Here is a 25,284-nt window from a genome sequence, read left to right as displayed (position 1 = left end):
TATTCCGTCAGCGGGGTGGGATGGGAGAAGAGAGCTCGATCCTGTAGGCCCAGGCGTGTTCGCCGACCGGCTTGGCCGGCAGGCGCAGGTGCAGGCCGTCGTCGCGTTGCTCGAACGGCACCTTGCGGCCGTCGGCCAGCAGCGTGACCGCGCGCACGCCGTCGGCCGGCTTGAGCGAACGGATCACCGCCTTGCCGTCCCGGGGCCAGCCCAGTTCGATCGCGTACAGCGCGCCGTCGCGCACGGTGAAGCGGAAATCCTCCGGCGTGTACGGCTTGGTCTTGGTGTCCTGGAAGCTGCCGCCCGCCACTTCGGTGGGGCCTTCGCCATAGGTGCGCCACGGCCGGCTGTCGTAGATCGCCTCGCCGTTGGTCTTAAGCCATTTGCCGATGGCCAGCAGGATGTCGCGCTCGGTGTCCGGGATGCTGCCGTCGGCGCGCGGGCCGATGTTGAGCAACAGGTTGCCGTTCTTGGACACCACGTCGGCCAGCAGGTGGATGATGAACGTCGGCGACTTGTAGGTGTCGTTCTCGACGAAGCTCCACGAGGCGTCGCTGACCGAGGTGTCGGTCTGCCAGTGGGTCGGGTGGATGCCGGTGAGCTGGCCGCGCTCGATGTCCAGCGTGCCGGCGCCTTCCGCGAACGCGCCGAGCTTGTAGTTCACCACCACGCCGCCCTTGGCGGCGCCGCGGTTGTAGTAATAGGACAGCAGCGTCGGCAGCGTGCTGCGGAAGGTCGGGTGGGCGATCCACCAGTCGAAATAGACCAGGTCCGGGTCGTAGCGGTCGATCAGCTCGGTGGTGCGTGCCAGCCAGTCGTCCAGCCAGGCCTGCGAGACCGGCGTCCAGTCGTTGGCGACGTCGCCGTCGTCCTTGCCGCGCAGCCGGACCTGGGCCGGGCCGTACAGGTCCGCGTAGCGCGGGTCGTTGACGTCGGAATCGATCGCGCGGCCGCCGTCGAAGAACCAGTTGTGCTCGGCGCGATGCGAGGACAGGCCGAAGTGCAGGCCTTCGGCGCGGATCGCCTTGGACAGCTCGCCGAGCAGGTCGCGCTTCGGGCCCATCTTGGCCGCGGTCCAGTCGGAGAGGCGCGAGTCGTACAGCGCGAACCCGTCGTGGTGCTCGGCCACCGGCACCACGTAGCGCGCGCCGGCCTCGCGGAACAGCTTCGCCCAGGCCGCCGGGTCGAACTTCGGCGCGGTGAACAGCGGCACCAGGTCCTTGTAGCCGAACGTCGCCTGCGGGCCGTAGGTGGCGATGTGGTGCTCGTATTCCTTCGAGCCCTTCTGGTACATGTTCCTGGAATACCACTCGTTGCCGAACGCCGGCACCGAGAACACGCCCCAGTGGATGAAGATGCCGAACTTGGCGTTGTCGTACCAGCCCGGCGACCGGTATTGCTTGAGCGAGGTCCAGTCGGGACGGAACGGCCCCTTGCGCGCGCCTTCGCCGGCCTCGCGCACCAGGCGCTCGCGTTCGGGCGCGTACTTGGCGGTGGCCTGCAGCCACTGCGCGTCGATCTGTTCGGGCGAAAGCGTGGCCGCGGTCGCCGCGGTGGGCGGATCGGCCGCGATCGCGGGGGATGCGGGGAGTGCGAGCAGCATGGCAAGGGCGTACGCCAGGGCCCTGCGTGCGGTTCCGGAGGCGCGGAGGGGTGCGTCTGCGGCGGGGCAGGGATCGATCGTCATGGGAACTGCACTCCTTGTCGTTGAAGTGCCGGCCGGGATGCCGGCCGGTACCGGGGATAAAAAAGGCGCGCCACCGAAGGGAGGGAGGTGGCGCGCCAGAACCCTATCAGAACTTGAAGTTCAGCTGGGCCTGATAACCCCGGCCATTCTTGTACATGCCGATCGGCGCGTACTTGACCTCGTTGTACCAGTAGTAGGTCGAGTCGAGCAGGTTGGTCGCGCTCAGGCTCAGGCTGACCCAGTCGTTGAACTCGTACGACGCGGTCAGGTCGAGCTGCTTGTAGGAATCGGTGAAGATGTTCGATTCCAGGCGGCCGATCTGGGTGAAGTACTTCGAACGGTAGCTGTAGTTGACGCGCACCATCCACGGGCCGTGCTCCCAGTACGGGATCACGTTGTAGGTGTTCCTGGACAGGTACGGCAGGTTCAGGCCGTCGTCCGAGCTGGACTCGGCGTAGGTGTAGTTCGCCGCCAGGCCGAAGCCCAGGCCGAACGCCTGCTGGTAGTTCAGCGAAGCGCCGGTGACCTTGGCGCCGGAGGCATTTTGCGGGCGTGTAATGGTGTAAGGCTTATCAACGATGTTCCAGTTGGGATCGCTATGGATTTCAGTCGTGCTGGTGCTAACGATGTACGAGCTGATGTCGCGGTAGAACACCTCGGCCGACAGCATGCTGGACGGCGCGAAGTACCATTCGGCGGCCAGGTCGTAGTTGGTGGACTCGTACGGCTTCAGGTCAGGATTGCCGCCGCTGCCGGTCAGATCGCCACTCGAGCTATTGAGCGAGAACGAGCCGGCAAGATCGGCATAACGCGGGCGTGCTATCACACGCGCAGCCGAGAAACGCAGCACCTTGTCGTCATCCAGGTCATAGGCAATGTTGAAGCTCGGCAGCGGTTTTTCATACTTCTTGGACACCTGCACCGGCGTATAAGTGGTGACTCCGTCTGGACTGGTGGTGCTTTCCCAATAGGACGACTTGTCCTTGGTGCTCACGTAGCGGACGCCGAAGTTGCCGCGCCACTTGCCGGACTCGAAGTTCAACTGCGCGTACAGGTTGTTGGTGATCTCCTTGACGTCGAACTCCTGGCCGTACTTCTCCTCGAACTCGCCCTGCGGCAGCGACCTGAGGTAGGACAGGATCGAGTTGGGGTTGGCGGTCGGCCAGTTGACCAGGTCGCCGCTGGCGCCCAGGCCGTCGTACAGGCCGCCCGGCGCGGTGCCCGGGCTGAACGAGTTCAGCAGGATGTCCTGGTCGGCAAACAGCGCGTTGCCGCGCGACTTCTGGCCGTTCTCGTGGTTGATGTACTTGTAGCCCACCTGCAGCTTGTTGAGCGGACCCCAGTCGAGATCGCGCGCCGCATCGAACTGGAAGTACTTCTCCTGGTCCTTGGTGGTGGTGTACTCGATGCCGCCGGCCTGCTGGCCGCTGGCCAGGCCCCAGTTCGACGCGCTGTTGTCGTCGTAGTCGACCGAGGTGTGGCTGCCGTCGTAGGCGAAGTCGTAGCCGCCGTTCTGCAGCAGGAACTTCATCAGGTACTCGGGGTCCTTGCCGCCGGTGGCCTTGGTCGCGCCGACCTGCGAGGTGAATACCCACTTGTCGCCGTACCAGTCGTGGCGCAGGTTGAGGCTCTTGGTGGTCACCTCGCTCATGCGGTAATTGGCGTCGAGCTGGGCGTAGGGCTGGGCCAGGTCGCCATCGGACACCTTGGCCGAGGTGATGTAGCCGTTCTGCACGTTGGCCTGGGTGATCAGCCGCATGTTGCTGATGTTGACCGGACTCCCGTTCTCGTCGACGGAGCCGTCGGCCGCCGGCGAACTGCAGTTAGGGCAGACGTAGCGCGATTCGCTGAAGTTGTTGTACTTGCCCTTGATGTAGATGCCGGTGAGGTTGAACTCGTTCTGCTCGTTCGGCTTCCACTGCAGCGCGCCCTGCAGGCCGTTGCGCTCGCGGGTCTGCTGGAAGTACGCGCTGTTGATGCCGGCCGGCACCTTGGCCGTGGCCACGTCGCCGCCGTCGCCGGTGATGGTGGCGCCGGAGGGGATATTGGCGCCGGTGGTGTAGCCGAAGAACTCGATGCCCGCGCGCGCGATGTCCTGCTTGTCGTGGGTCGCGGAGATCAAGGCGCCGAAGGTCTCGTCGTCGTTCTTCCAGCTCCACAGCGCCGAGCCGCGCGGGTTGCCTTCCTCGGAGCGGTCGTTGTAGTTGTAGCCGATCGAGCCGCGGATGGTGTTCTTGGGCAGGTCGAGCGGCTTGCGGGTGTGCACGATCACGGTGCCGCCGATCGAGCCTTCGTCGATGCGCGCTTCCGGCGTCTTGTACACCTCCATCAGGCCGATGATCTCCGGCGAGAGCAGGGTGTAGTTGAAGGTGCGGCCGCTGGTATCGGTCGGGTTGCCGCCCCAGTCGCCGGAGGCGATGGTCTGGCCGTTGAGCAGCACGCGGTTCAACGCGGGGTCGGTGCCGTTGATGCTGACCTTCTCGCCCTCGCCGAACTGGCGGTCCACGCTGATGCCGGGCAGGTGCGACAGCGACTCGGCCGCGTTCGTGTCGGGGAACTTGCCGATGTCCTCGGCGCTGATCGCGTCGACGATGGAGTTGGCGGCGCGCTTGACCGACTGGCTCTTCTCCAGCGACGCGCGGTATCCGGTGACGGTGACGGTATCCAGCTCCTGGACTTGCGCGGAAGCGCTTCCTTGCGTCTGTGCCGCTGCCTGGTGCGCCCAGATGCACAGCACCGCGGCCATGCTGGCGGAGAGGGTGCTGATCCTGTTGGTGGTGTGGCGGGTCATGTGACGTCTCGATGGAATGGCAGGTGACGTGGGTGGCAATCGCGTACTGCCTGGAAGGGAAAGGCCGCCCCCGGGAGGGGCGGACTCGGGCGGTTTAAAACGATCTAAAAATTGCGGGACATGCAGGGACGGTAGGAACGGGCTTTTTGCGGTGGAGCGGGTGGCGCGGGTTGGAGCGGAAGAACGACGTCCGCCGGCCCCCCGGGCCGGCGGACGGGTGGAACGCCTCAGAACTTGAAGTGCAGGGTGGCCATGTAGCGGCGGCCGGTCTTGTACTTGCCCGCCAGGTGCTGCTCGTCGCCCAGGTACTGGAAGTACTCCTCGTCCAGCAGGTTCTGCGCGTCGATCTGCAGCGACCAGTTGTCGTTGAACTTGTAGCCGATGCTGGCGCCCAGCTCGGCGTAGTCGTCCACGCTGGCGGGCGCGGCGCCGGCCACGTAGCCGCCGGCGAGGTAGCTGTCGCGCCAGTTGTAGGTGATCCGGGCGTTGATCGGGCCCTTCTCGTAGTACGGGCTGAACGCGATGCTGTTGCGCGACTGGTACGGCAGCGGGTCGCCGGTGTTGTTCTCGCCGTTGGCGTAGGTGTAGTTGGCGGTCAGGCCGAAGCCGCTGTCGCCGAACGGCTGCTGGAAGGCGATGTTGAAGCCCTTGACCTTGCCGCTGCCGGCGTTGCGCGGGCGCTGGATGCTGTAGTCGCAGTAGCCGTCGGCGCTGCAGCCGTTGCTGCCGACCATCTGCGCCCAGGTCTGCGGCGACGTGTCGCGAATGGAGTTGTACCAACGCTCGATCGTGGCGGAGGAGTCGATGTAGTTGTCGATCTTCTTGTAGAACACCGACCACGCCACCACCGCGCTGGTGTCGAAGTAGTACTCGGCCGACAGGTTGAAGTTCCACGACTCGTAGGGCGAGAGCTCGGCGTTACCGCCGCTGCCGGTCAGCGTGGTGTCGTTGAGGAAGGTGTTGTTGACCATCTGGTTGTACGGCGCCCAGGCGATCACCTTGGCCGCCGCGAAGCGGAACACCCAGTCGTTGCCGGTATCCAGCACCAAGTTCAGCGACGGCAGGAAGAAGTCCTCCTTCTTGCTGCGGGTCTGCCACTTGCTGTCGAGGTCGTCCAGGGTGGGCTGGCCGCTGTAGACGAAGCCGCTGCCCTCGGTCTTGGAATCCACGTAGCGCACGCCGATGTTGCCGCGCAGTGCGCCGGTGGAGAAGTTCAGCTGCGCATAGGCCGCGTTGTTGGTCTGCTCCAGCGCCCAGGTATTGTTGAGGTAGCTGGCCGGATCGGGATTGCCGTAGTCCATCGGACTGTTGCGGATCCAGTCCAGCACGTTGCCCCGTCCGACCTGGATGTGGCGGCCCTGGTCCGGATAGAAGCCCTGGATGTCGGTCAGGCCGACCGTGCCTACGTCGGCCAGCGTGCCCGGGGTGACGCCGCCGTAGACGTTGAGCGCGAAGTTCTCCTTGTGCTTGCCCTGGCGCACGCCGAACAGCAGTTGGTTGAACACGCTGTCGAACTGGACGTTGAAGTCCAGTTGGCCATAGGTGTCCTTGCTCTCGGTGGAGAAGATGCCGTTGTTGCCGAACCAGCCGCCCGCCGAACCCCAGTTGGCCGGATCGCGCGCCGCGGCCGGATCGTCGAAGCGTATGCCGCGATCCATGTCCCAGCTGAAGCCGCCGTTGTAGAACGGCTCGATGAAGTACTGCGCCAGGTTCTTGTTGTCCGACTTGCTCTGCCCGACCTGGCCGCTCATGCCCCAGCCTTCGCCACGGAACGAGCCGCGCAGGTCGATGCCCTTGGTCGTCACCTCGGACTTGCGCACGTTGTTGTCGTAGATCACCGTGCCGCCGGCGGGATTGGCGTTGGCGTCCGAATGACCGCTGGTGACGACGCCGTTGCGGACGCCGCCCAGTTGGTCGACCGCCGCCACGGTATCCGCGGTCCAGGTCAGGAAGCTGTACAGCGACTGGTTGTAGTTGTCGAAGTTCTCCTTGATGTACAGCCCCTGCAGGTTGAACTCCAGCGTGTCGGTCGGCTTGAACTGCAGGTTGACCACGGCGCTGTCGCGCTCGCGGTCCTGCTGGAACCAGGCGGCGTTGATCGAGTTGGGCACGTCCGCGTCGGCCGGCACGCCGCCGGCGGCGTTGGCGAACTGCGAGGCCTTGGCGTAGCCGAACACCTCGATGCCCTGGCGGTCCACGCGTTCCTCGTAGTGCTGCGCCGAGACGGTCACGCCGAAGGTCTCGGCCGGGTTCTTCCAGCTGTACAGCAGCGCGGCGTTGGGCTTGCCCTTGCTGGCCTGGTCGCTGTAGCTGTAGCCGACCGAGGCGGCCACCTCGTTGGCCTTCAGGTCCAGCGGCTGGCGCGTGTGCATCAGCACCGTGCCGCCCAGGCTGCCCTCGGTCAGGCGCGCCTCGGAGGACTTGACGATCTCGGCGCGGCCGAGGATCTGCGGCGCCAGCAGCGTGTAGTCGAAGCCGCGGTTGGGCTGCTCGCCGTACAGCCAGATCGCCTGCGCGACCGGGTGCCCGTCCAGGAACGACAGGTTCAGGCTCGGGTCGGTGCCGTCGATGCTGACGCGCTCGCCCTGGCCGAAGCGGCGGTCCAGGGTGACGCCGGGGATCTGCGAGAACGCCTCGGCGACGTTGGTGCTCGGGAACTTGCCGATGTCCTCGGCGGTGATCGCCTCGGAAATGGTGACGTTGTTGCGCTTGGTATCCAGCGACTTCTCGAGGCTGGCGCGGATGCCGGTGACCTGGATGGTGTCCAGCTCGGTCGGCTGTGGCGATGTTTCCTGCGCGTGCGCGGCGAAGGCCAGGCAGGCCAGGATGGAAACGGATAGGGCGGACTTGCGGTGCGACATGATGTCTCTCCTCATCACATGGTTTTGCTGTCCGACGTCGACGACGACGCGTGGGGACCCGCCTTCAGAGTGCGGGGCGACCGGGTGCGCCGGGGGTGTGGTTCAGGTCCAGGTACCAATTGGCCGCGCCGATCACGCCCAATTGCCCGTGCTCGACCAGCTTCACGGGAATGCGTTGGAGCGCCTCGCGCATCGGTCCCTTGTTGAGGAAACGCGCGACGAAGCTGCTGTCGATCAGGAACTGGCGGATGTGGGGGAGAATGCCGCCCGCCAGGTAGATGCCTCCCTGCGCTCCGTAGAGCAGGGCCATGTCGCCCACGATGCTGCCGAGCAGGCCGCAGAACACCTCCAGGCCCTCCACGGCCAGCGCGTCCTCGCCGGCCAGCGCCGCGGCGGTGATCGCGTTGGGACTGTCCAGGCGCGGCGTGGCGCCGCGCACCGCGCACAGCGCGTTGTAGAGGTTGAGCAGGCCGGGCCCGGACAGCGCGTGCTCGACCGGCACGTGGCTGCGCGTCTTGAGCATCTCGCGCAGCAGCTGCGCTTCCAGTTCGGTCGTGGCCGCCAGGGCGGCGTGGCCGGCTTCGGTCGCCAGCACGACCGGGCGGCCGCCGTTGGGAATCCAGACCGCCGCGCCCAGGCCGGTGCCCGGGCCGAGCACCAGCACCGGCGCCCGCGGTACCCGTTCCGGCCCGGTGAGCTGGGCGACGGCGTTGGCGTCCATGTAGGCCGCGGCATGGGCGACGGCCTCGAAGTCGTTGACCAGGTGCACCGCGGCCAGCCCGAGCTCGTCGCGGATCGCGCGCGGCGATACCGGCCAGGGCAGGTTGGCGGTGATCACGGTGCCGTCCTCGAGCGGGAAACCGGCGCTGGCGATCGCCACCTCGGCCACCGCCGGGCGGCCGCGCAGGAAGTCGCCCAGGATCGCGGCCAGGCTGGGATAGTCGGCGCAGCGGTACTTGCGGTAGTCCAGGATCTGGATCGGGTGCTCGGCATCGTGGCAGGCCTGCACCCGCCCCACGCGCACGTGGGTACCGCCGACGTCCGCGGCCAGAAAGCAAACGCGCTCCGCCGTCGCCGGCGCCTGTTCCTGCTCGCGTTCTGGGACCGCTTCGTACGTCCTCATGAGGCTCCCGGCCGTTGTGCGCTGTGGATTGCCGGGGCATGCCCGAGCTTTGCCGGATTCTTAGAATGTCGTGACAACGATGTCAACAGTTGGTAATGAAATTCGTATGGAAGTCCTGCTACCCACTTATAAAGAGTGGGACGCTGTAAAAGCCGCTTTTTTTTCAGGCGATTGCGGCGATGCAGCACGTTTTTGCGCATTGGTCCTATGCGCGGAATTGGTCCATAAGACGTTGGATGACAACGATGCGCAGGATCGCGCGGCGAAATCGCTCCTTTTCGCGCGCAAGCCATTGAAACAAATAAGATTTATCGAGGACGCGCGCAGTTGTCCTGGACAAAGTACGGAAGAGCGTTGACATGACGTTTTTAATACCATAACAATCGATTCGCCCTCGATTGGTACGCGTCCGTCGGGGTGATGGACCAGGGGAGCCGTTCCGGCAGGCAATGCGCCGGCGGCTGGGGGAAATGTCGGTCGGGTGCGCATGCAGGGCGGGTTTGCCGCCATGCCGATGGCGTGCCGTGCCTGCGGGAATGGTCCGGTCGTCGCGGACCGCCACGCCTGGCCGATCGGGTCCATCGATCGCTGTCGTCCCGTCGTCGTCCAGCCATCATTCCAGGATAGCCCTATGCCACGCACCTCCCCCATTCGTTCGTGTCGCTGTTCCTTGTCCGTGCTTGCCGTCTCCGTCGCTGCCGGGCTGTGCGCCGGCAGCGCGCTGGCCCAGGACGCCGCGCCCGGCGCCCAGGACAAGGTGGCCGAGCTGGACGCCATCACGGTGACCAGCAGCTACGAGAAAAGCCTGATCACCGCGCTCGACAAGAAGCGCGACGACATCCGCGTCACCGACGGCATCTCCTCGCAGGACATCGGCAAGTTCCCGGCCGAGAACATCGCCGAGGCGATCCAGCGCATCCCCGGCGTGCAGATCTCCAGCATCAACGGCCGCGGTTCGACCATCAGCATCCGCGGCCTCGGTCCGCAGTACGCGATGACCACGGTCAACGGCCAGACCTTCAAGAGCGCGGACTTCACCGACGGTTTCCGCTACGACATCATCCAGCCCGAACTCGCCGCGGGCATCCAGGTGATCAAGTCGCCGACCGCGGACATGGATGCCGGCGGGCTGTCCGGCACCGTCAACATCGACACCGTCAAGCCGCTCGACTACAGGCAGCGCAAGCTGATCTTCTCGGCCACCGGCCAGCGTTCCGACTCGGTCGGGAGCACCACGCCCAAGGGCGTGCTCAGCTACATCGACCAGTTCGACGCGGGCGAGGGCAAGCTCGGGCTGTTCCTCAACGCCGGCTACCAGAAGCTCAAGGACCGTGCCGACTACTTCTGGATCGACCGCTGGGGCACCGGCACCTACGGCGGCGACTCGGTGCTGATGCCGACCCGCACCCGCTACCGTCGCATCGACCGCGACACCGAGCGCAGGATGCTCAACGGCGCGCTGCAGTGGCAACCCGCCGACAACCTGGAGATGGGCCTGACCTGGCTCTACAGCAAGGACGAGACCCGGAACGACATCAAGCAGCAGGTGTTCCTGTTGAGCTCGGGCACCGAGACCGTGCAGGCGGTGGAGAACGGCCATGCCACGCAGGTGCTGGCCGAGGACTACCGGATGGAGAACAACCGGCAGCTCGAGGAACACGACTGGACCTCGCAGATGCTCACCTACGACTTCAAGTGGACGCCCGGCGACTGGACCTTGACCGGGGCGCTCAACCACACCGTGGGCAAGACCGAGGAGAGCGAGGCCGCCGCGATCCTCGGCGTGGTGGTGGACTCGAGCCTGCTCGACATCTCCAACCCGTCCAGTCCCGCGTTCAGCGTGTCCAACGACCTGGCCGACGGGAGCTGGTACGACCCCTACACGATGGTCCGCAACGAGTACCCGAACGGCGCGATCCGGCACGTCGAGAACCAGGAGGACTCCTTCCAGCTCGATGCAGAGCGCTGGCTGGGCTGGGGCTGGCTGAGCTCGGTCAAGTTCGGCGCCAAGTACCGGCGCGAGACGCTGGACCGCGACGTGTGGCGGCGCGACCGCTACATCATCGGCGACGCCGATCCGGCCGACCTGCCGCGCATGTCCGAGCATGGCACGGTGGACACCGGCTTCCTCGGGGGGCTGTACTCCATCCAGCACGCCTTCATCGTGCCCGACATCGCCGCCTACGAGGCTGCGCTGGCGGCCGAGGGCGTCACCATCCCGGTGGTGTTCGCGCCGCAGAGCAGCTACTCGATCACCAACGACATCTGGTCCGGCTACGCGCTGGCCAGGATCGAAACCGAGATCGGCTCGATGCCGCTGCGCGGCAACCTCGGCCTGCGCTACGAGAACACCAAGCGCGACACCGATACCTGGATCACCGAGCCCGACGCGGTGAACGAGGAAGCCAACAACATCGTCGGCACCGCCAACTCCACCTATCGCTACCACAACTGGCTGCCGAGCCTGAACGTCGTGCTGGAGATGCGCCCGGACCTGCTGCTGCGCCTGTCGGCGGCCAAGGTGCTGGTGCGCCCGATCCTGACCAGCAGCACGGCCATCGCCACCACCGAGGAAACCAGCCTGCTGACCGACGGTCGCACGCTTAACTCGGTGACGCTGGGCTCGGCCGACCTGAAGGCGATGACCGCCAACCAGGCCGACCTAGGCGTGGAGTGGTACTACGATGGCGGCGGCCTGTCGCTGTCGGGCTTCTGGAAGGCGATCAAGAACGGCACCTACAACCAGAACATCTGCCCGGCCAGCTACGGCGGCGTGTCGCTGAGCGGCAACGCGGCGGGCGAATGCGTGGCGACCAATGGCGAGGTCTACGAATTCACCAAGACCTTCAACAGCGACGAGACCAACTATCTCAAGGGCTACGAGCTGTCGTGGACGCAGTCGCTGAACCGCTGGCTGCCGGTGGACGGATTCGGCGTGACCGCCAACTTCACGCGGGTGATCCCCGGCTACAAGGACGATTTCGTCATCAGCAACCTGTCGGAGAAGACCTGGAACGCCACCGCGTTCTGGGAGAACCGGATGTTCAGCGCACGCCTGTCGGCGACGCATCGCAGCGAGTACTACCAGACGCGCTCGGACAGCTTCTTCGCCTATGCGGGCCACGTGATGAAGGCGCGCACCCAGCTCGACGCGCAGCTCGGTTACCAGATGAACGACAAGCTGAGCTTCTCGCTGGGCGCGGTCAACCTGACCGACCAGAAGGAAAAGGCCTATTACCAGGCCAGCGACATCTGGCAGATGACCGGCGTCACCGGGCGCAGTTACTACCTGACGATGAAGTGGGAGATCTTGTAGCGCGTTGCGTTTTCCTTCTCCCTTCGGGCCGGTGCCGATGGCGCACAAGCGGTGCCCACCCCGGAGGGAGAGGGATTCCGGGCGTCGAGCGTTACGGTCGAGAGCCAAATGCCGCAGGAGGAATGAGTTGAACGTAGAAGGCTTCACTCGACGTCCCGCATCCGTTCTGTCGATGCTCCTGGCCTGTTCGATGCTGGCCGGTGGCGCACGCGCCAACGAGGCCGCCCACCAGGTGCTGGAACGCAGCCTCGGTGCCGAGGCCGCCGCGCGCATCACCCTCAGTCCCCGGGCGGGCGAAACGGGCCATGCGTGGTACCGCGTGGATGCGCAGGGCGGACGCTTGAACGTGCAAGGCTCCGATCCGGTGGCGCTGGCGCATGGCGCCTACGCCTACCTGAACTCGATCGGCGCGGCCTCGATCAGCTGGGAGGGCGACCGGATCGCGATGCCCGAGCGCTTCGAGGACTTCGCCGGATCCAGGGTGGGCACGCCCTTTAAGCATCGCGCCTATCTCAACACCTGCACCTACGGCTACACCACGCCGTTCTGGGACTGGCCGCGCTGGCAGCGCGAGATCGACTGGATGGCGCTGCACGGCATCGACATGCCGCTGGCGATGGAGGGCCAGGAGGCGATCTGGCAGCGGCTGTGGCGCGAGTTCGGCGTGGCCGATGCCGAGCTTGCCGGCTATTTCTCCGGGCCGGCGTTCGCGCCGTGGCAGCGCATGGGCAACATCGAGGGCTATCGCGCGCCATTGCCGCAGCGCTGGATCGACGACAAGCGGGCCTTGCAGAAGCGGATCCTGGCGCGCATGCGCGAGCTCGGCATGAAGCCGGTGTTGCCGGCGTTCGCGGGCTACGTGCCCAAGGCGTTCGCGCAAGCGCATCCGCAGGCGCGCATCTACCGCATGCGGGCCTGGGAGGGCTTCCACGAAACCTATTGGCTGGACCCGGCCGATCCGCTGTTCGCGCGCATCGCCAAGCGTTTCATCGAGCTGTACACGCAGGCCTACGGCGAGGGCGAGTTCTACCTGGCCGACGCCTTCAACGAGATGCTGCCGCCGGTGGCCGACGACGGCAGCGACGTGGCCGCCGCCAAGTACGGCGACGGCACCGCCAACACCGAGGCGGCCAAGGCCAAGGCGGTGCCCGCGGCGCAGCGCGATGCGCGGTTGGCGCAGTACGGCGAGGCGATCTACCGCTCGATCGCGCAGGCCAACCCCAAGGCGACCTGGGTGATGCAGGGCTGGCTGTTCGGGGCGGACCGCGAGTTCTGGCAGCCCGAGGCGATCGCCGCGTTCCTGAGCAGGGTGCCCGATGCGCGCATGCTGGTGCTGGATATCGGCAACGACCGTTATCCCGGCACCTGGAAGGCCTCGCAGGCGTTCGACGGCAAGCAGTGGATCTACGGCTACGTGCACAACTACGGCGGCAGCAATCCGGTCTACGGCGATTTCGATTTCTACCGCCGGGACCTGCAGGCGCTGCTGGCCGATCCGCAGCATCGGCAGCTGGCCGGCTTCGGCGTGTTCCCGGAGGGCCTGCACAACAATTCCATCGTCTACGAATACCTCTACGACCTGGCCTGGGACGGCACTGCGCGGCCGTGGGAACAGTGGATCGAGCAATACAGCCGCGCCCGCTACGGCCGCAGCGATGCCGATCTTCTGGCGGCATGGCAGGACCTGCGCGCGTCGGTGTACGCGACGCGCTACTGGAGCCCGCGCTGGTGGAACAAGCGCGCCGGCGGCTACCTGCTGTTCAAGCGTCCCACCGCCGCGGTCGCCGGTTTCGACGACAAGCCCGGCGATCCGGTGCGGCTGCGGCGGGCGATCGAGGCGCTGCTCGCGCAGGCGCCGCGCTACCGCGATGCGCCGTTGTTCCGCTACGACCTGGTGGACTACGCGCGCCATTACCTGACGTTGCGCGTGGACGAGTTGCTGCAGCAGGCGGTGCGGGCGTATGGCGACAAGGATTTCGCCGCCGGCGACGCGGCGCGGGCGAAGGCGGTGGCCCTCGTGCGCGGGATCGACGGACTGGTCGGTGGGCAACAGGAGAGCCTGGCAAGCTGGACCGCGCAGGCGCGTGCCTATGCCGGTGGCGATGCGGGGCTTGCCGATTACTACGTCGCCAACGCGCGCGCGCAGGTCAGCGTGTGGGGCGGCGAGGGCAACCTGGCCGATTACGCGTCCAAGGCGTGGCAGGGCATGTACGACGGTTTCTACCTGCAGCGCTGGACGCGCTTCCTCGATGCGTATCGCGCCGCGCAGCAGGCGGGCGCGGCGTTCGACGAGGCCGCGTTCGGCCGCGAGCTGGTGCAATGGGAGCGGCGGTGGGCGGAGTCGGGCGCGATGCCGCCGCCGGGCGGCCCGCCGCGCGATGCGTTCGCCGGCATTCGCGCCCTGCTGCAGCTGGAGGCCGCGCCATGAGCCTGGCCGTCGCCCCGGTCCCGGCCGCCACGCGCGAGCGCTTCCTCTCCCTCGACGTGTTGCGGGGCCTGACCATCTTCCTGATGATCCTGGTCAACACCGCTGGCCCCGGCGCCCATGCCTATCCGCAGCTGGTGCACGCGGAGTGGTTCGGGTTCACGCTGGCCGACCTGGTGTTCCCGACCTTCCTGTTCGTCACCGGCAACGCGCTCAGCTTCGCCGCGCCGGACGGTAGCGAGGCGGACTTCCTGCGGCGGGTGTCCAAGCGCGCGGCGCTGATCTTCCTGTGCGGATTCCTGATGTACTGGTACCCGTTCGTGCATCCGGTGGACGGGCACTGGGCGTTCAAGCCGTTCGACCAGACCCGCGTGTTCGGCGTGCTGCAGCGGATCGCGATCTGCTACCTGCTGGCCGCGCTCGCGGCGCGCTACCTGCCCGGCAGGGCGCTGCCGTGGCTGGCGCTGGCATTGCCGCTCGCGTACTGGGCGATCCTGTACCTGTTCGGCACGCCCGGCCTGGAACTGGACAAGCTCGCCAATGCCGGTACCCGGCTGGACCTGTGGCTGGTCGGGCGCGACCACCTGTATCGCAAGGACGGCGGCTTCGACCCGGAAGGCTTGCTCGGCGCGCTGCCGGCGACCTCCAACGTGCTGGGCGGCTACCTCGCCGGCCAATGGCTGCGCACGGCCGGCAAGACGCCGCGCGCGGTGGGGTGGATGCTGGCCGCCGGCGCATCGCTGGTGGCGCTGGCCCTGCTGTGGAACCCCTGGTTCCCGGTCTCCAAGAAGCTGTGGACCGGCCCGTTCGTGCTGCTGACCGTGGGCCTGGACCTGGTCGGCCTGGCGCTGCTGGTGGCCTGGATCGAGCTGCGCGGCCACCGGCGCGGCAGCGGCTTCTTCACGGTGCTGGGCAAGAACCCGCTGGCGATCTACCTGTTCTCGGAGCTGTTCGTGGTGACCCTGCAGCTGGTGCAGGTCGCCCCCGGCATGGGCTTGTACGACTGGTTCGGCATCGCGCTGTTCCAGCGGATCGCGCCGGGGCCGTCCGGCTCGCTGCTGTGCGCGCTGGCCTACACCCTGCTGTGCTGGGCGCTGGCCTGGTGGATGGACCGGCGGCGGATCTACGTGCGCCTGTAGGCCTGGCCTGGGCGGTCAGCCCCGGCCTCGGGGTGTACAAATCCCAAATTGGTAATATATTGGACCTAATGAGTTAGCGTCCACGAGGGAGAGGGATGGCCAAGTCCAAGCGGGAGCACGACAAGAGGCTCGACGAGCTGGTATTGGACTCGTCGGCACCCACGCCGTTGTACCTGCAACTGGCGGCCAAGCTCGGCGACAGCATCTGCGAAGGCCGCTGGAAAAGTGGCGAGGCATTGCCGGCCGAGCGCCATCTCTGCGAGCGGCTGGACATCTCCCGCGTCACCCTGCGCCAGGCCGTGGATGCCCTGGTGGAGCAGGGGCTGGTCACCCGCCGGCAGGGCGCCGGCACCTTCGTCACCTCGCACATCCAGCACCAGCTGAGCGGCCTGGCCAGCTTCAGCGAGACGCTGCGCCTCAAGGGCTACGAACCGGGGACGCGCTGGCTGGACCGCCGGCTGCGCCCGGCCCACGGCGAGGAACTGATGCGGCTCGGGTTGTCGCCGGACTCGACGGTGGCGGCGCTGACCCGCCTGCGCAGCGCCGACGACCGCGTGATGGCCTACGAACAGGCGGTGCTGCCGGAGCGCATCGTGCCGGACCCGGACCGGGTGGGCGACTCGCTCTACGCCTACCTGGATGCGCAGGGCACGCCGGTGGTGCGCGCGCTGCAGTACTTCCGCGCGCTCAACCTGCCGGCGCGGCTGGCCGAGCACCTGAAGATGCGCACCGGCGAGGCCATCCTGCACGTGGTGCGCGTGGGCTATGCCCGCGACGGCAGCGCGATCGAGCTGACCGATACCTACTGCCACAACGACTACTACGACTTCGTCGCCGAACTCAGGCGCTAGAGCGCGCCGAGAACGCGCGCCAACCCACCGCCCCTCCGCAGGAGCCCGCCGATCCATGTCACCCGCCAGGCCAGCCAATACCCTCGCTTCGATCGCCATCGTCGGCTTGCTGTTCTTCATCATCGGCTTCCTGACCTGGGTCAACGGACCGCTGATCACCTTCGTGCACCTGGCCTTCGACCTCGACGAGGTCAACGCCTTCCTGGTGCTGATGGTGTTCTACCTGTCCTACTTCTTCCTGGCGCTGCCGTCGTCGTGGATCCTCAAGCGCACCGGCATGAAGAAGGGGCTGGCGCTGAGCCTGGTGGTGATGGCGATCGGCGCGGCCGCGTTCGGCGAGTTCTCCACGCAGCGCTGGTATCCCGGCGCGCTGGTCGGCCTGTTCGTGATCGGCAGCGGACTGGCGCTGCAGCAGACCGCGGTCAATCCGTACATCAGCATCCTCGGCCCGATCGAGACCGCGGCGCGGCGCATCGCGGTGATGGGCATCTGCAACAAGGTCGCCGGCATCCTGGCGCCGATCGTGATCGGCACGGTGGTGCTGCACGGCGTGGGCGACCTGTCCGCGCAGGTGGCGGCGGCCGATGCGGCGACCAAGGAGCAGCTGCTCGACGCCTTCGCCGCCAAGATCCATGCGCCGTACCTGGCGATGGCCGGCCTGCTGGTGGTGGTGGCGCTGGGCGTGCTGTTGTCGCCGCTGCCGGAGATCAAGGCGTCCGAGGCCAACGCGACGCCCGCCATGGCGAGCGGCGCGGGCCAGCGCAGCAGCATCTTCCAGTTCCCGCACCTGTGGCTGGGCGTGCTGTGCCTGTTCGTCTACGTCGGCGTGGAAGTGCTGGCGGGCGATGCGATCGGCGTCTACGGCCGTGGTTTCGACCTGCCGCTGGACCGCACCAAGGTATTCACCGCGTTCACGCTCGGCGCCATGCTGGCAGGCTACCTGGCCGGGCTGGTGCTGATCCCGAGGGTGATCTCGCAGGCGCGCTACCTCAGCGTTTCCGCGCTGCTGGGCGTGGCGTTCTCGCTGGGCGCGCTGTTCACCCACGGCTATCTCTCGGTGGGCTTCGTCGCCGCGCTCGGCTTCGCCAACGCGATGATGTGGCCGGCGATCTTCCCGCTGGCGATCAAGGGCCTGGGCCGCTTCACCGAGGCCGGCTCGGCATTGCTCGTCATGGGCATCGCCGGCGGCGCGATCATCCCGCAGCTGTTCGCGGTGCTGAAGCAATACCTGGACTTCCAGCTCGTGTTCGCCCTGCTGACCGTGCCGTGCTACCTGTACATCCTGTTCTACTCGATGCTCGGGCACCGCGCCGGCCTGCCGGCGGAGCGGCGCTGATCCGGGCATCATGGGCGGATCAGGCAGCCAGGACCAGAACATGCGCAGACCGACCATCAAGGATGTCGCCGAACGCGCCAAGGTCTCGTTGAAGACCGTGTCGCGCGTGATCAACAACGAACCCTCGGTGATGCAGGCCACGCGCGCGCGCGTGCTGCGCGCGATCGCCGACCTGGACTACGAACCCGATCCGTCCGCGCGCAACCTGCGCAGCGGCACGCCGTTCGTGATCGGGCTGGTCTACGACAACCCCAACCCGTACCACATCATCGGCGTGCAGAACGGCGTGCTCGCGGCCTGCCGCGAGACCGGCTTCGGCCTGCAGATCAACCCGGTGGACTCGACCTCGCCGCTGCTGGCCGAGGAGCTGGCCGAGTGGGTGCAGCGCTCGCGCCTGGCCGGCCTGGTGCTGACCGCGCCGATGTCCGAGCGGCCCGAGCTGCTGGCCGGGCTGGGCGCGCGCGGGATCAAGCACGTGCGCATCATCGCCGCCACCGAGGACCCGGGCGACGGTCCCTGCGTCTACATCGACGACCGCGACGCCGCCTACGAGATCACCGAGCACCTGATCCAGCTCGGCCACCAGCGCATCGGCTTCCTGTGGGGCGGCCCGCAGCACCGTTCCAGCGGCGAGCGTTACGCCGGCTACGAGGCGGCGCTGAAGGACTACGGCATCCCGCTCGACAAGCACCTGGTGGTGCAGGGCGACTACACCTTCGACGACGGCTTCCGCGGCGCGCGCCGGCTGCTGTCGCTGCGCGAGCCGCCGACCGCGATCTTCGGCAGCAACGACGAGATCGCCGCCGGCGTGCTGGCCGCGGCCAAGTCGGCCGGCATGAACGTGCCGTACCAGCTGTCGATCGCCGGCTTCGAGGACAGCCCGTTCTCGCGCCAGTCGTGGCCGGCGCTGACCACCGCCAAGCAGGCGACCGAGGACATCGCGCGCCATGCCGCGCGCCTGCTGATCAGCCAGCTGCGCAGCGACGCCTACGACGAGCAGGCGGTGCAACTGCAGAACCGCGGCTTCGTCCCGCAGTTGGTGGTGCGCGGCTCCACCGCGCCGCTGCAACCCTCGCCGCCGCGTCCCCTTCCAACAGAACCGACCTGATCCTTCCCAATGGCATTGCCCAACGAGACCGATACGCTGATGTTCCGCGAGGCGGCGCAGGCCGCCGACGTGGTCGCCACCCAGTTCGCCCGCAACCGGGCCACCGTGCAGGCGCTGGCCGACGCGTTGCGGCAGGCGCCGCCGCCGTTCGTGGTGACCTGCGCGCGCGGCAGCTCCGACCACGCCGCCACCTACGCCAAGTACCTGTTCGAGACCCAGCTGGGCATCGTCACCGCCTCGGCCTCGCCGTCGGTCGGCTCGGTCTACGCCTCGCCGCTCAAGCTCGAGGGCGCGCTGTACCTGGTGATCTCGCAGTCCGGCAAGAGCCCGGACCTGCTGCGCAACGCCGAGTCCGCCAAGGCCGCCGGCGCGCGCGTGGTGGCGCTGGTCAACGTCGAGGACTCGCCGCTGGCGCAACTCGCCGACACCGTGCTGCCGCTGTGCGCCGGGCCGGAGAAGAGCGTGGCCGCGACCAAGAGCTATCTCGCCTCGCTGGCGGCGATCCTGCAGCTGGGGGCGGCGTGGAAGAACGACCCGGCCTTGCTCGAGGCGCTGGATGCGCTGCCGGCCGCCCTGGGCGCGGCCTGGCAGGCCGATTGGCGCAGCCTCACCGAAGGCCTGGTCGATGCGCGCAACCTGTTCGTGCTCGGCCGCGGCCTGGGCCTGGCCGCGGCGCAGGAAGCGGCGCTCAAGTTCAAGGAAACCTGCGGCCTGCATGCCGAGGCCTACAGCTCGGCCGAAGTGAAGCACGGGCCGATGGCGCTGGTCGGCCCCGGATTCCCGGTGCTGGCTTTCGCCCAGCCGGACGAAACCGGCGCCGGCACTCGCGCGCTGGCGGAGGAGTTCGGCGCCCGCGGTGCGCAGGTGTGGCTGGCGGACGGCAGCGCGCCGGCCCGCGGCCAGGCGCTGGCGCTGCCACTGGCCGGGGCTCCGCACCCGGTGTGCACGCCGCTGCTGACCGTCCAGAGCTTCTACCGCGCGATCAACGCGTTGGCGTTGCGCCGGGGCTACAACCCCGACCTGCCGCCGCACCTCAACAAGGTCACGGAAACCGTCTGATGAAGGATGCCAACACGCCCGTCGCCCTCGTCAATGGCCGGGTACTGACGCCGGCGGGTTTCCGCGAGGACGTCGCGGTGCTGCTCGACGGGCGCGAGATCGCCGCGGTCGTGGCCGCCGGCGATCCGCGCGCGGCCGCCGCGGCGCAGCGCGTCGACCTGGGCGGAGGCACGCTGCTGCCGGGCTTCATCGATATCCAGGTCAACGGCGGCGGCGGCGTGCTGTTCAACAACGACGCCTCGCCCGAGGGCCTGGCCGCGATCGCGCGCGCCCACCGGCGCTACGGCACCACCGGGCTGCTGCCGACCCTGATCAGCGACACCGCCGAGAAGATGGCCGCGGCGATCCGGGCCACGCGCGAAGCGATCGCGCAGGGCGTGCCGGGCATCCTCGGCATCCATCTGGAAGGGCCGTACCTCAACCCGGCGCGCAAGGGCACCCACGACGAGAAGGTGTTCCGCGTGCCGGATGCGCGCGAGATCGAAGTCGACACCTCGCTGGACAACGGCGTCACCCTGATCACGCTGGCGCCCGAGCGCGTGCCCGCCGAGGACATCCGCACGCTGGTCGCGCGCGGCGCGATCGTGTTCGCCGGCCATACCGCGGCCACCTACGAACAGGCGCGCGCCGGCATCGCCGCCGGCATCCGCGGCTTCACCCACCTGTTCAACGCGATGTCGCCGCTGGCCGGGCGCGAGCCCAACGTGGTCGGCGCCGCGCTGGAGGACCGCGACACCTGGTGCGGCATCATCGTCGACGGCGTCCACGTGCATCCGGCCAGCCTGCGCGTCGCGCTGGCGGCCAAGCCGCGCGGCAAGCTGCTGCTGGTCACCGACGCGATGCCGATGGTCGGCGCCGACAGCCCGAGCTTCGACCTGTACGGCGAGACCATCACCGAGATCGACGGCGTGGTGCGCAATGCCGCCGGCGCCTTGGCAGGTTCCGCGCTGGACATGGCCAGCGCGGTGCGCAACACCGTCGAACTGCTCGGCGTGCCGCTGGACGAGGCCGCACGCATGGCCTCGACCTATCCCGCGCAGTGCATTGGCCTCGGCGACCGCCTCGGCGCGATCGCGCCCGGCTACCAGGCGGACTTGGTGCTGCTCGACCCGCGATTGCAGGTGCTGGAGACCTGGATCGCCGGACAGCGCGCATAGCCGATCCCCGCCCGCGCCCGCTCGGCAGGCGCCGGCGCGCACCGCCTCCCGCAACGCAGCAACCCCAACTCGCCGCCCACCGGGGCGGCGGGCACAAACGTGCGCCCGGTCACGCCGCAGCAGCGGGATCATGAAGGAGACCTGACGGAAGATCACGTTGTCTCCGCCGCGAACGTTGCAGCGGCGTTGCAAAACGGGATACCTATACGCCCTCGGAAGATAACGTTATCAGCGGAGGTGCGGCCCTCTCGACGACGTTCCACGCCGTGCTTGCCGCGGCGCCACAACCCACTGCCGCCGCCGTCCGGACAGGGGGACGGGCGGTGCATGCCGCGCGCATCGCGCATCCGTCACCGCATAGCCAGAAGGTCCGACCATGACGTTGAACCCGCCCCGCTCCCTGTCCGCTCCACCCCGCTCTTCGCATTGGCTGCGCCGCATGCGCACCGCGCCGCTGGCGCTGGCCGTGCATGGCCTGGTCTATGGCGGCGTCGTCCATCCCGCGCTCGCCGCCGCGCAGGAGGTCCCGGCCGCCGCCGATGCGAGCGCCGGCCAGGCCGCCGCGCCGGCCGCCGCCTCCGGACAGGACGTCACCACGATGGACGCGGTCAAGGTGGTGGGCTACCAGGCGAGCCTGGGCAAGGCGCTCAACGTCAAGCGCAACGCGGACGCCATCGTCGATGCGATCAGCGCCGAGGACATCGGCAAGTTCCCGGACACCAACGTCGCCGAATCGCTCTCGCACCTGTCCGGCATCACCGTGGACCGCCAGTTCGGCGAAGGCGAGAAGGTCAGCATCCTCGGCACCGACCCGGCACTCAACCGCGTGCTGCTCAACGGCCAGACCATCGCTTCCACCAGCTGGGGCGGCGATCCCAACGACCCGGACAGCCGCTCGTTCAACTACAGCATCCTGGCGCCGGAGGTGGTCGGGCTGATGGAGGTCTACAAGACGCCGGAAGCGCGCATCGACGAAGGCTCGATCGGCGGCACCGTGATCGTGCACACCCGCAAGCCGCTCGACCTGGACCGCAACACGCTCACCGGCACCGTGAGCTACGGCTACAACGACCGTTCCGAGGAAGGCAAGCCGAACGCCTCGCTGCTGTACAGCTGGAAGAACCGCGACGAGACGCTGGGCGTGCTGGCGTCGGTGATGCACTCGCAGAAGGTGCTGCGCCGCGATGGCGTGGAGATCTTCGGCTACGACGAGGTGGCCAGCGCGGACTTCCCCGCGTCGGTGGTCGGCGGCAACACCGGCCAGTACCCGACCTCGCTCAACACCGCGCTGTTCGAGCAGACCCGCAAGCGCGACGGCGTGACCGCGGCGCTGCAGTGGAAGCCCGACGGCGATTTCGAGCTGAACCTCACCGGCCTGTACGTCAAGGAATCCTTCGACAACTACAACCAGAGCCACTACGCCTACTGGGGTTCCAACACCGCCGATGCGACCTCGCTCGGCTTCGAGAACGGCGTGGCGACCTCCGGCACGTTCGGCAACGACTCGGTGACCTACCTCGACGGCTACCTGCGCAACACCGAGGTCAAGACCGGCAGCATCAACCTGCGCGCCGACTGGCACGGCGACGGCTGGAACGCGTCCGGCCAGGCCGGCTATACGCGTTCCACCGGCGGCGCCGAGCGCATCTACGGCATCCAGTTCGCCTCGCTGGGCGGCTACGGCTACGGCATCGACCACCGCAGCACGTCGATCGACTACGACCTCGACCCGACCGACCCGTCGCACATGCGGCTGCGCAATCTCTCGGCCAGCCACAGCCCGCAGTACGACCAAGAGAAATACCTGCAGCTCGATTTCGACCATGCAGTGGAGTGGGGGCCGTTCACCCAGATCCTGACCGGCATCAAGGCGAGCAACCACGCGATGGGGCAGACCTCGTACAGCACCACCTGGAACTTCGACGGCGACGCCACGTTGTCCGGCTTCTACGGCGGGTCCACGCCGTCCGGGTACCTCGACGGCATCTCGACCAGCCAGGACATGCAGCACTGGGCCACGATCGACAAGGGCGCCATCGGCCGCTACGCCGGCACCCTGGACGGGGCCGACGCGCTCGACTTCAGCTACAGCGCCAGCTACGGCATCGAAGAGCAGATCCGCGCCTGGTACGCGCAGGGCAACTTCTCGGGCGATCGTTATCGCGGCAACGTCGGCGTGCGCTACGTGCACACGCGCGACTCGACCGAGGGCTACAGCTACGACGCCGACGGGGGCTACACGCCGGTCGATTACCGCGGCAGCTACGGCAAGTGGCTGCCGTCGTTCAACTTCGCCTACGACCTGCGCGACGACCTGATCCTGCGCCTGGCCGCGGCCAAGGTGATCGCGCGGCCGCGCTACACCAACATGACGCCCTACGTCGCCACCGACAACACCACGCTGACCGCCTCCACCGGCAATCCGGGGCTCAAGCCCTACGAGTCCAACAACTACGGCGCCTCGCTGGAGTGGTACTTCACCCCCAGCAGCCTGCTCAGCGCCGAGCTGTTCTACCGCGACATCTCCAACTACGTGCTGACCACGGTGGAGGAACGCACCTTCCTCAACACCACCACCGGCGGTTCCAGCACCTACCTGACCTCGGTGCCGACCAATGCGGGCAACGCCAGGGTCAAGGGCGTGTCGGCCAACTTCCAGCACAACTTCGGCCACGGTCTCGGCGTGGTGGCGAACTACACCTATTCCGAAGCCAGCACCGACGGCGACTTCAGCCTGCCCTACAACTCGCGCAACGCCTACAACCTCAGCCCGTACTACGAGCAGGGCAAGTGGAGCGCGCGCATCAACCTGGGCTGGCGTTCGGAATACTTCACCCAGATCGGCCGCCTCAACGGCCAGCAGATGACCGACGCGTTCACCCAGCTCGACGCTTCCATCGGCTACCAGATCAACGATCGCCTGCGCATCTCGCTGGAAGGCAGCAACCTGCTCGACGAGACCTACTACAGCTACATCGGCAGCAAGGACCACCCGTACTACATCTACAAGAACGGGCGGGCCTACATGCTGAGCCTCAACTTCAAGATGTAGGCGAGGGCCCGCGGACATCCGCCGTCGTTCCCGTGCAAGGCGCCGGATCCCGCCTTCGCGGGGGCGACGATGGAAGGAATCCCGCAAGCGCCATGAATATCCGGGGCTCCGGATCCCGGCAGGGTCTCGGCCGGGCGGCGGGGTCCTACGCGGCCGACCGCGCCTGCGCGATCGCGGCGATCCGCGCCTTCGCCAGCGCCTCGCCGATCTGCGGGCCCTGCAGCCCTCGTGCGGCGAGGTCGCGCGCGTTGACCGCCATCGCGGCGGCGTGCAGGCGTTGCAGCTCAGGGCCTTGCGGATAGGGGGCATCCTCGCTGCCCAGCCGGCCGCGCTTGTCCGCCTCGCAGACCTTGGCGAGCTGCGCGATGCGCTCGGGGCGGCGGAAGGCGTCGCAGCGCTGCAGCAGTTCGTGCACGGTGCGGTCGCGCAGTTCGGGCAGGCGGTGCACGTTGAGGTGCTCGCGGCAGGCGATCACCGCCAGGTCGCGGTAGTCGGCCGGTACCTTGAGGCGCTCGCTCAACGCCCGCACCGGCGCGACGCCGCGCTGCTCGTGCATGACGTGGCGCGGCCACTCCTCGCGCGGCGTCAGCGCCTTGCCGAGGTCGTGCACGAGCGCGGCGAAGCCGACCAGCGCATCGCCGGGCGCGATCCGCGCGGCCATGTCGCTGACCAGTTCCTGGTGGCGGCCGGTATCCACTTCCGGATGGAACTCGGCGCGCTGCGGCACGCCGTACAGCGCTTCGACCTCGGGCAGGATCGCGGCGAGCGCGCCCGCGTCGTGCAGCGTGCGCAGGAAGGCCGACGGCTGCGGCGCGGCGAGCGCCTTGCGCAGTTCCTGCCACACGCGCTCGGGCACCAGCGCGTCCAGTTCGCCGCCGGCGGCGATCTCGCGCATCAGCGCCAGGGTCTCGCCGGCGACGCCGAAGCCCAGCGGCGCCAACCGGGCCATGAAGCGCGCCGCGCGCAGCACCCGCAGCGGGTCCTCGACGAAGGCCGGACCGACGTGCCGCAGCACGCGCCGTTCGATGTCGCGCACGCCGCCGTAGGGATCGACCAATTCGCCGGTCGCCTCGTCGCGGGCGATCGCGTTGATGGTGAAATCGCGCCGCTGCAGGTCTTCTTCCAGCGTCACCGACGGGTCGGCATCGACCACGAAGCCGCGGTAGCCGCGCCCGCTCTTGCGCTCGGTGCGCGCCAGCGCGTACTCCTCGCCGGTCCGCGGATGCAGGAACACGGGGAAATCGCGACCCACCGGCTTGTAGCCGGCATCGAGCATCCGTTGCGGGGTGGCGCCGACCACCACCCAGTCGCGGTCGCCGGCCGGCTGGCCCAGCAGTTCGTCGCGGATCGCCCCGCCCACGAGATAGATCTTCATGCCC

15 protein-coding genes are annotated in these 25,284 nt (G+C 67.9%); 10 read left to right on the top strand and 5 right to left on the bottom strand.

What is annotated here, in order from left to right; all coding sequences use genetic code 11:
- Window positions 1–7: 7 nt before the first annotated feature.
- From FD678_RS13060 to FD678_RS13045, 4 genes are all read right to left on the bottom strand, one after another.
- A complete protein-coding gene (locus tag FD678_RS13060) occupies window positions 8–1,603 on the bottom strand; it encodes an alpha-L-fucosidase (RefSeq protein WP_218569688.1) in 1,596 nt (531 codons plus the stop codon).
- Window positions 1,604–1,793: 190 nt separating this feature from the next.
- Window positions 1,794–4,478 (bottom strand): TonB-dependent receptor, encoded by a 2,685-nt coding sequence (locus FD678_RS13055; protein ID WP_140724116.1) that lies wholly within the window; start codon window positions 4,476–4,478, stop codon window positions 1,794–1,796.
- A 227-nt stretch (window positions 4,479–4,705) separates the two neighbouring features.
- Window positions 4,706–7,339 carry a TonB-dependent receptor gene (locus FD678_RS13050; RefSeq protein WP_140724112.1) on the bottom strand — a complete coding sequence of 878 codons (2,634 nt, stop codon included), beginning with the start codon at window positions 7,337–7,339 and terminating at the stop codon, window positions 4,706–4,708.
- A gap of 64 nt (window positions 7,340–7,403) precedes the next feature.
- Window positions 7,404–8,462 (bottom strand): glucokinase family protein, encoded by a 1,059-nt coding sequence (locus FD678_RS13045; protein WP_140724108.1) that lies wholly within the window; start codon window positions 8,460–8,462, stop codon window positions 7,404–7,406.
- Window positions 8,463–8,541: 79 nt separating this feature from the next.
- On the opposite strand from FD678_RS13045, the gene FD678_RS13040 reads away from it, so the two are divergent.
- From FD678_RS13040 to FD678_RS12995, 10 genes are all read left to right on the top strand, one after another.
- Window positions 8,542–8,820: a hypothetical protein gene (locus FD678_RS13040; protein ID WP_140724105.1), complete on the top strand. Its 279-nt coding sequence runs from the start codon at window positions 8,542–8,544 to the stop codon at window positions 8,818–8,820.
- Between the two features lie 318 nt (window positions 8,821–9,138).
- Window positions 9,139–11,778, top strand: a complete 2,640-nt coding sequence (locus FD678_RS13035) for a TonB-dependent receptor (RefSeq protein WP_218569687.1) — start codon at window positions 9,139–9,141, stop codon at window positions 11,776–11,778.
- Between the two features lie 172 nt (window positions 11,779–11,950).
- Entirely contained in the window at window positions 11,951–14,206 is a 2,256-nt protein-coding gene (locus FD678_RS13030; protein ID WP_140724099.1) for an alpha-N-acetylglucosaminidase, read from the top strand.
- Window positions 14,203–15,342, top strand: a complete 1,140-nt coding sequence (locus tag FD678_RS13025; protein WP_140724096.1) for an acyltransferase family protein — start codon at window positions 14,203–14,205, stop codon at window positions 15,340–15,342. The genes FD678_RS13030 and FD678_RS13025 overlap by 4 nt, the downstream gene beginning before the upstream one ends.
- A 95-nt stretch (window positions 15,343–15,437) precedes the next feature.
- The gene (locus FD678_RS13020; RefSeq protein ID WP_140724092.1) at window positions 15,438–16,193 is read left to right on the top strand and encodes a GntR family transcriptional regulator; all 756 of its coding nucleotides are present in this window, start codon (window positions 15,438–15,440) and stop codon (window positions 16,191–16,193) included.
- Window positions 16,194–16,248: 55 nt separating this feature from the next.
- A complete protein-coding gene (locus FD678_RS13015) occupies window positions 16,249–17,529 on the top strand; it encodes a sugar MFS transporter (protein ID WP_140724089.1) in 1,281 nt (426 codons plus the stop codon).
- A gap of 40 nt (window positions 17,530–17,569) precedes the next feature.
- Window positions 17,570–18,637 carry a LacI family DNA-binding transcriptional regulator gene (locus tag FD678_RS13010; protein ID WP_140724085.1) on the top strand — a complete coding sequence of 356 codons (1,068 nt, stop codon included), beginning with the start codon at window positions 17,570–17,572 and terminating at the stop codon, window positions 18,635–18,637.
- A 9-nt stretch (window positions 18,638–18,646) separates the two neighbouring features.
- Entirely contained in the window at window positions 18,647–19,696 is a 1,050-nt protein-coding gene (locus FD678_RS13005; RefSeq protein WP_140724082.1) for an SIS domain-containing protein, read from the top strand.
- A complete protein-coding gene (gene nagA / locus FD678_RS13000; RefSeq protein ID WP_140724077.1) occupies window positions 19,696–20,853 on the top strand; it encodes an N-acetylglucosamine-6-phosphate deacetylase in 1,158 nt (385 codons plus the stop codon). Before FD678_RS13005 ends, nagA begins: the two co-directional genes overlap by 1 nt.
- Before the next feature lie 439 nt (window positions 20,854–21,292).
- Window positions 21,293–23,905 (top strand): TonB-dependent receptor, encoded by a 2,613-nt coding sequence (locus tag FD678_RS12995; protein ID WP_140724074.1) that lies wholly within the window; start codon window positions 21,293–21,295, stop codon window positions 23,903–23,905.
- A gap of 145 nt (window positions 23,906–24,050) precedes the next feature.
- On the opposite strand, the gene FD678_RS12990 is transcribed toward FD678_RS12995, so the two are convergent.
- Window positions 24,051–25,280, bottom strand: a complete 1,230-nt coding sequence (locus FD678_RS12990) for a multifunctional CCA addition/repair protein (RefSeq protein ID WP_140724071.1) — start codon at window positions 25,278–25,280, stop codon at window positions 24,051–24,053.
- Window positions 25,281–25,284: the final 4 nt, after the last annotated feature.

The organism is Pseudomonas sp. Hp2, assembly GCF_006386585.1.
Classification (GTDB): domain Bacteria; phylum Pseudomonadota; class Gammaproteobacteria; order Xanthomonadales; family Xanthomonadaceae; genus Pseudomonas_S; species Pseudomonas_S boreopolis.
This window is presented reverse-complemented; position numbering and strand designations above follow the sequence as displayed.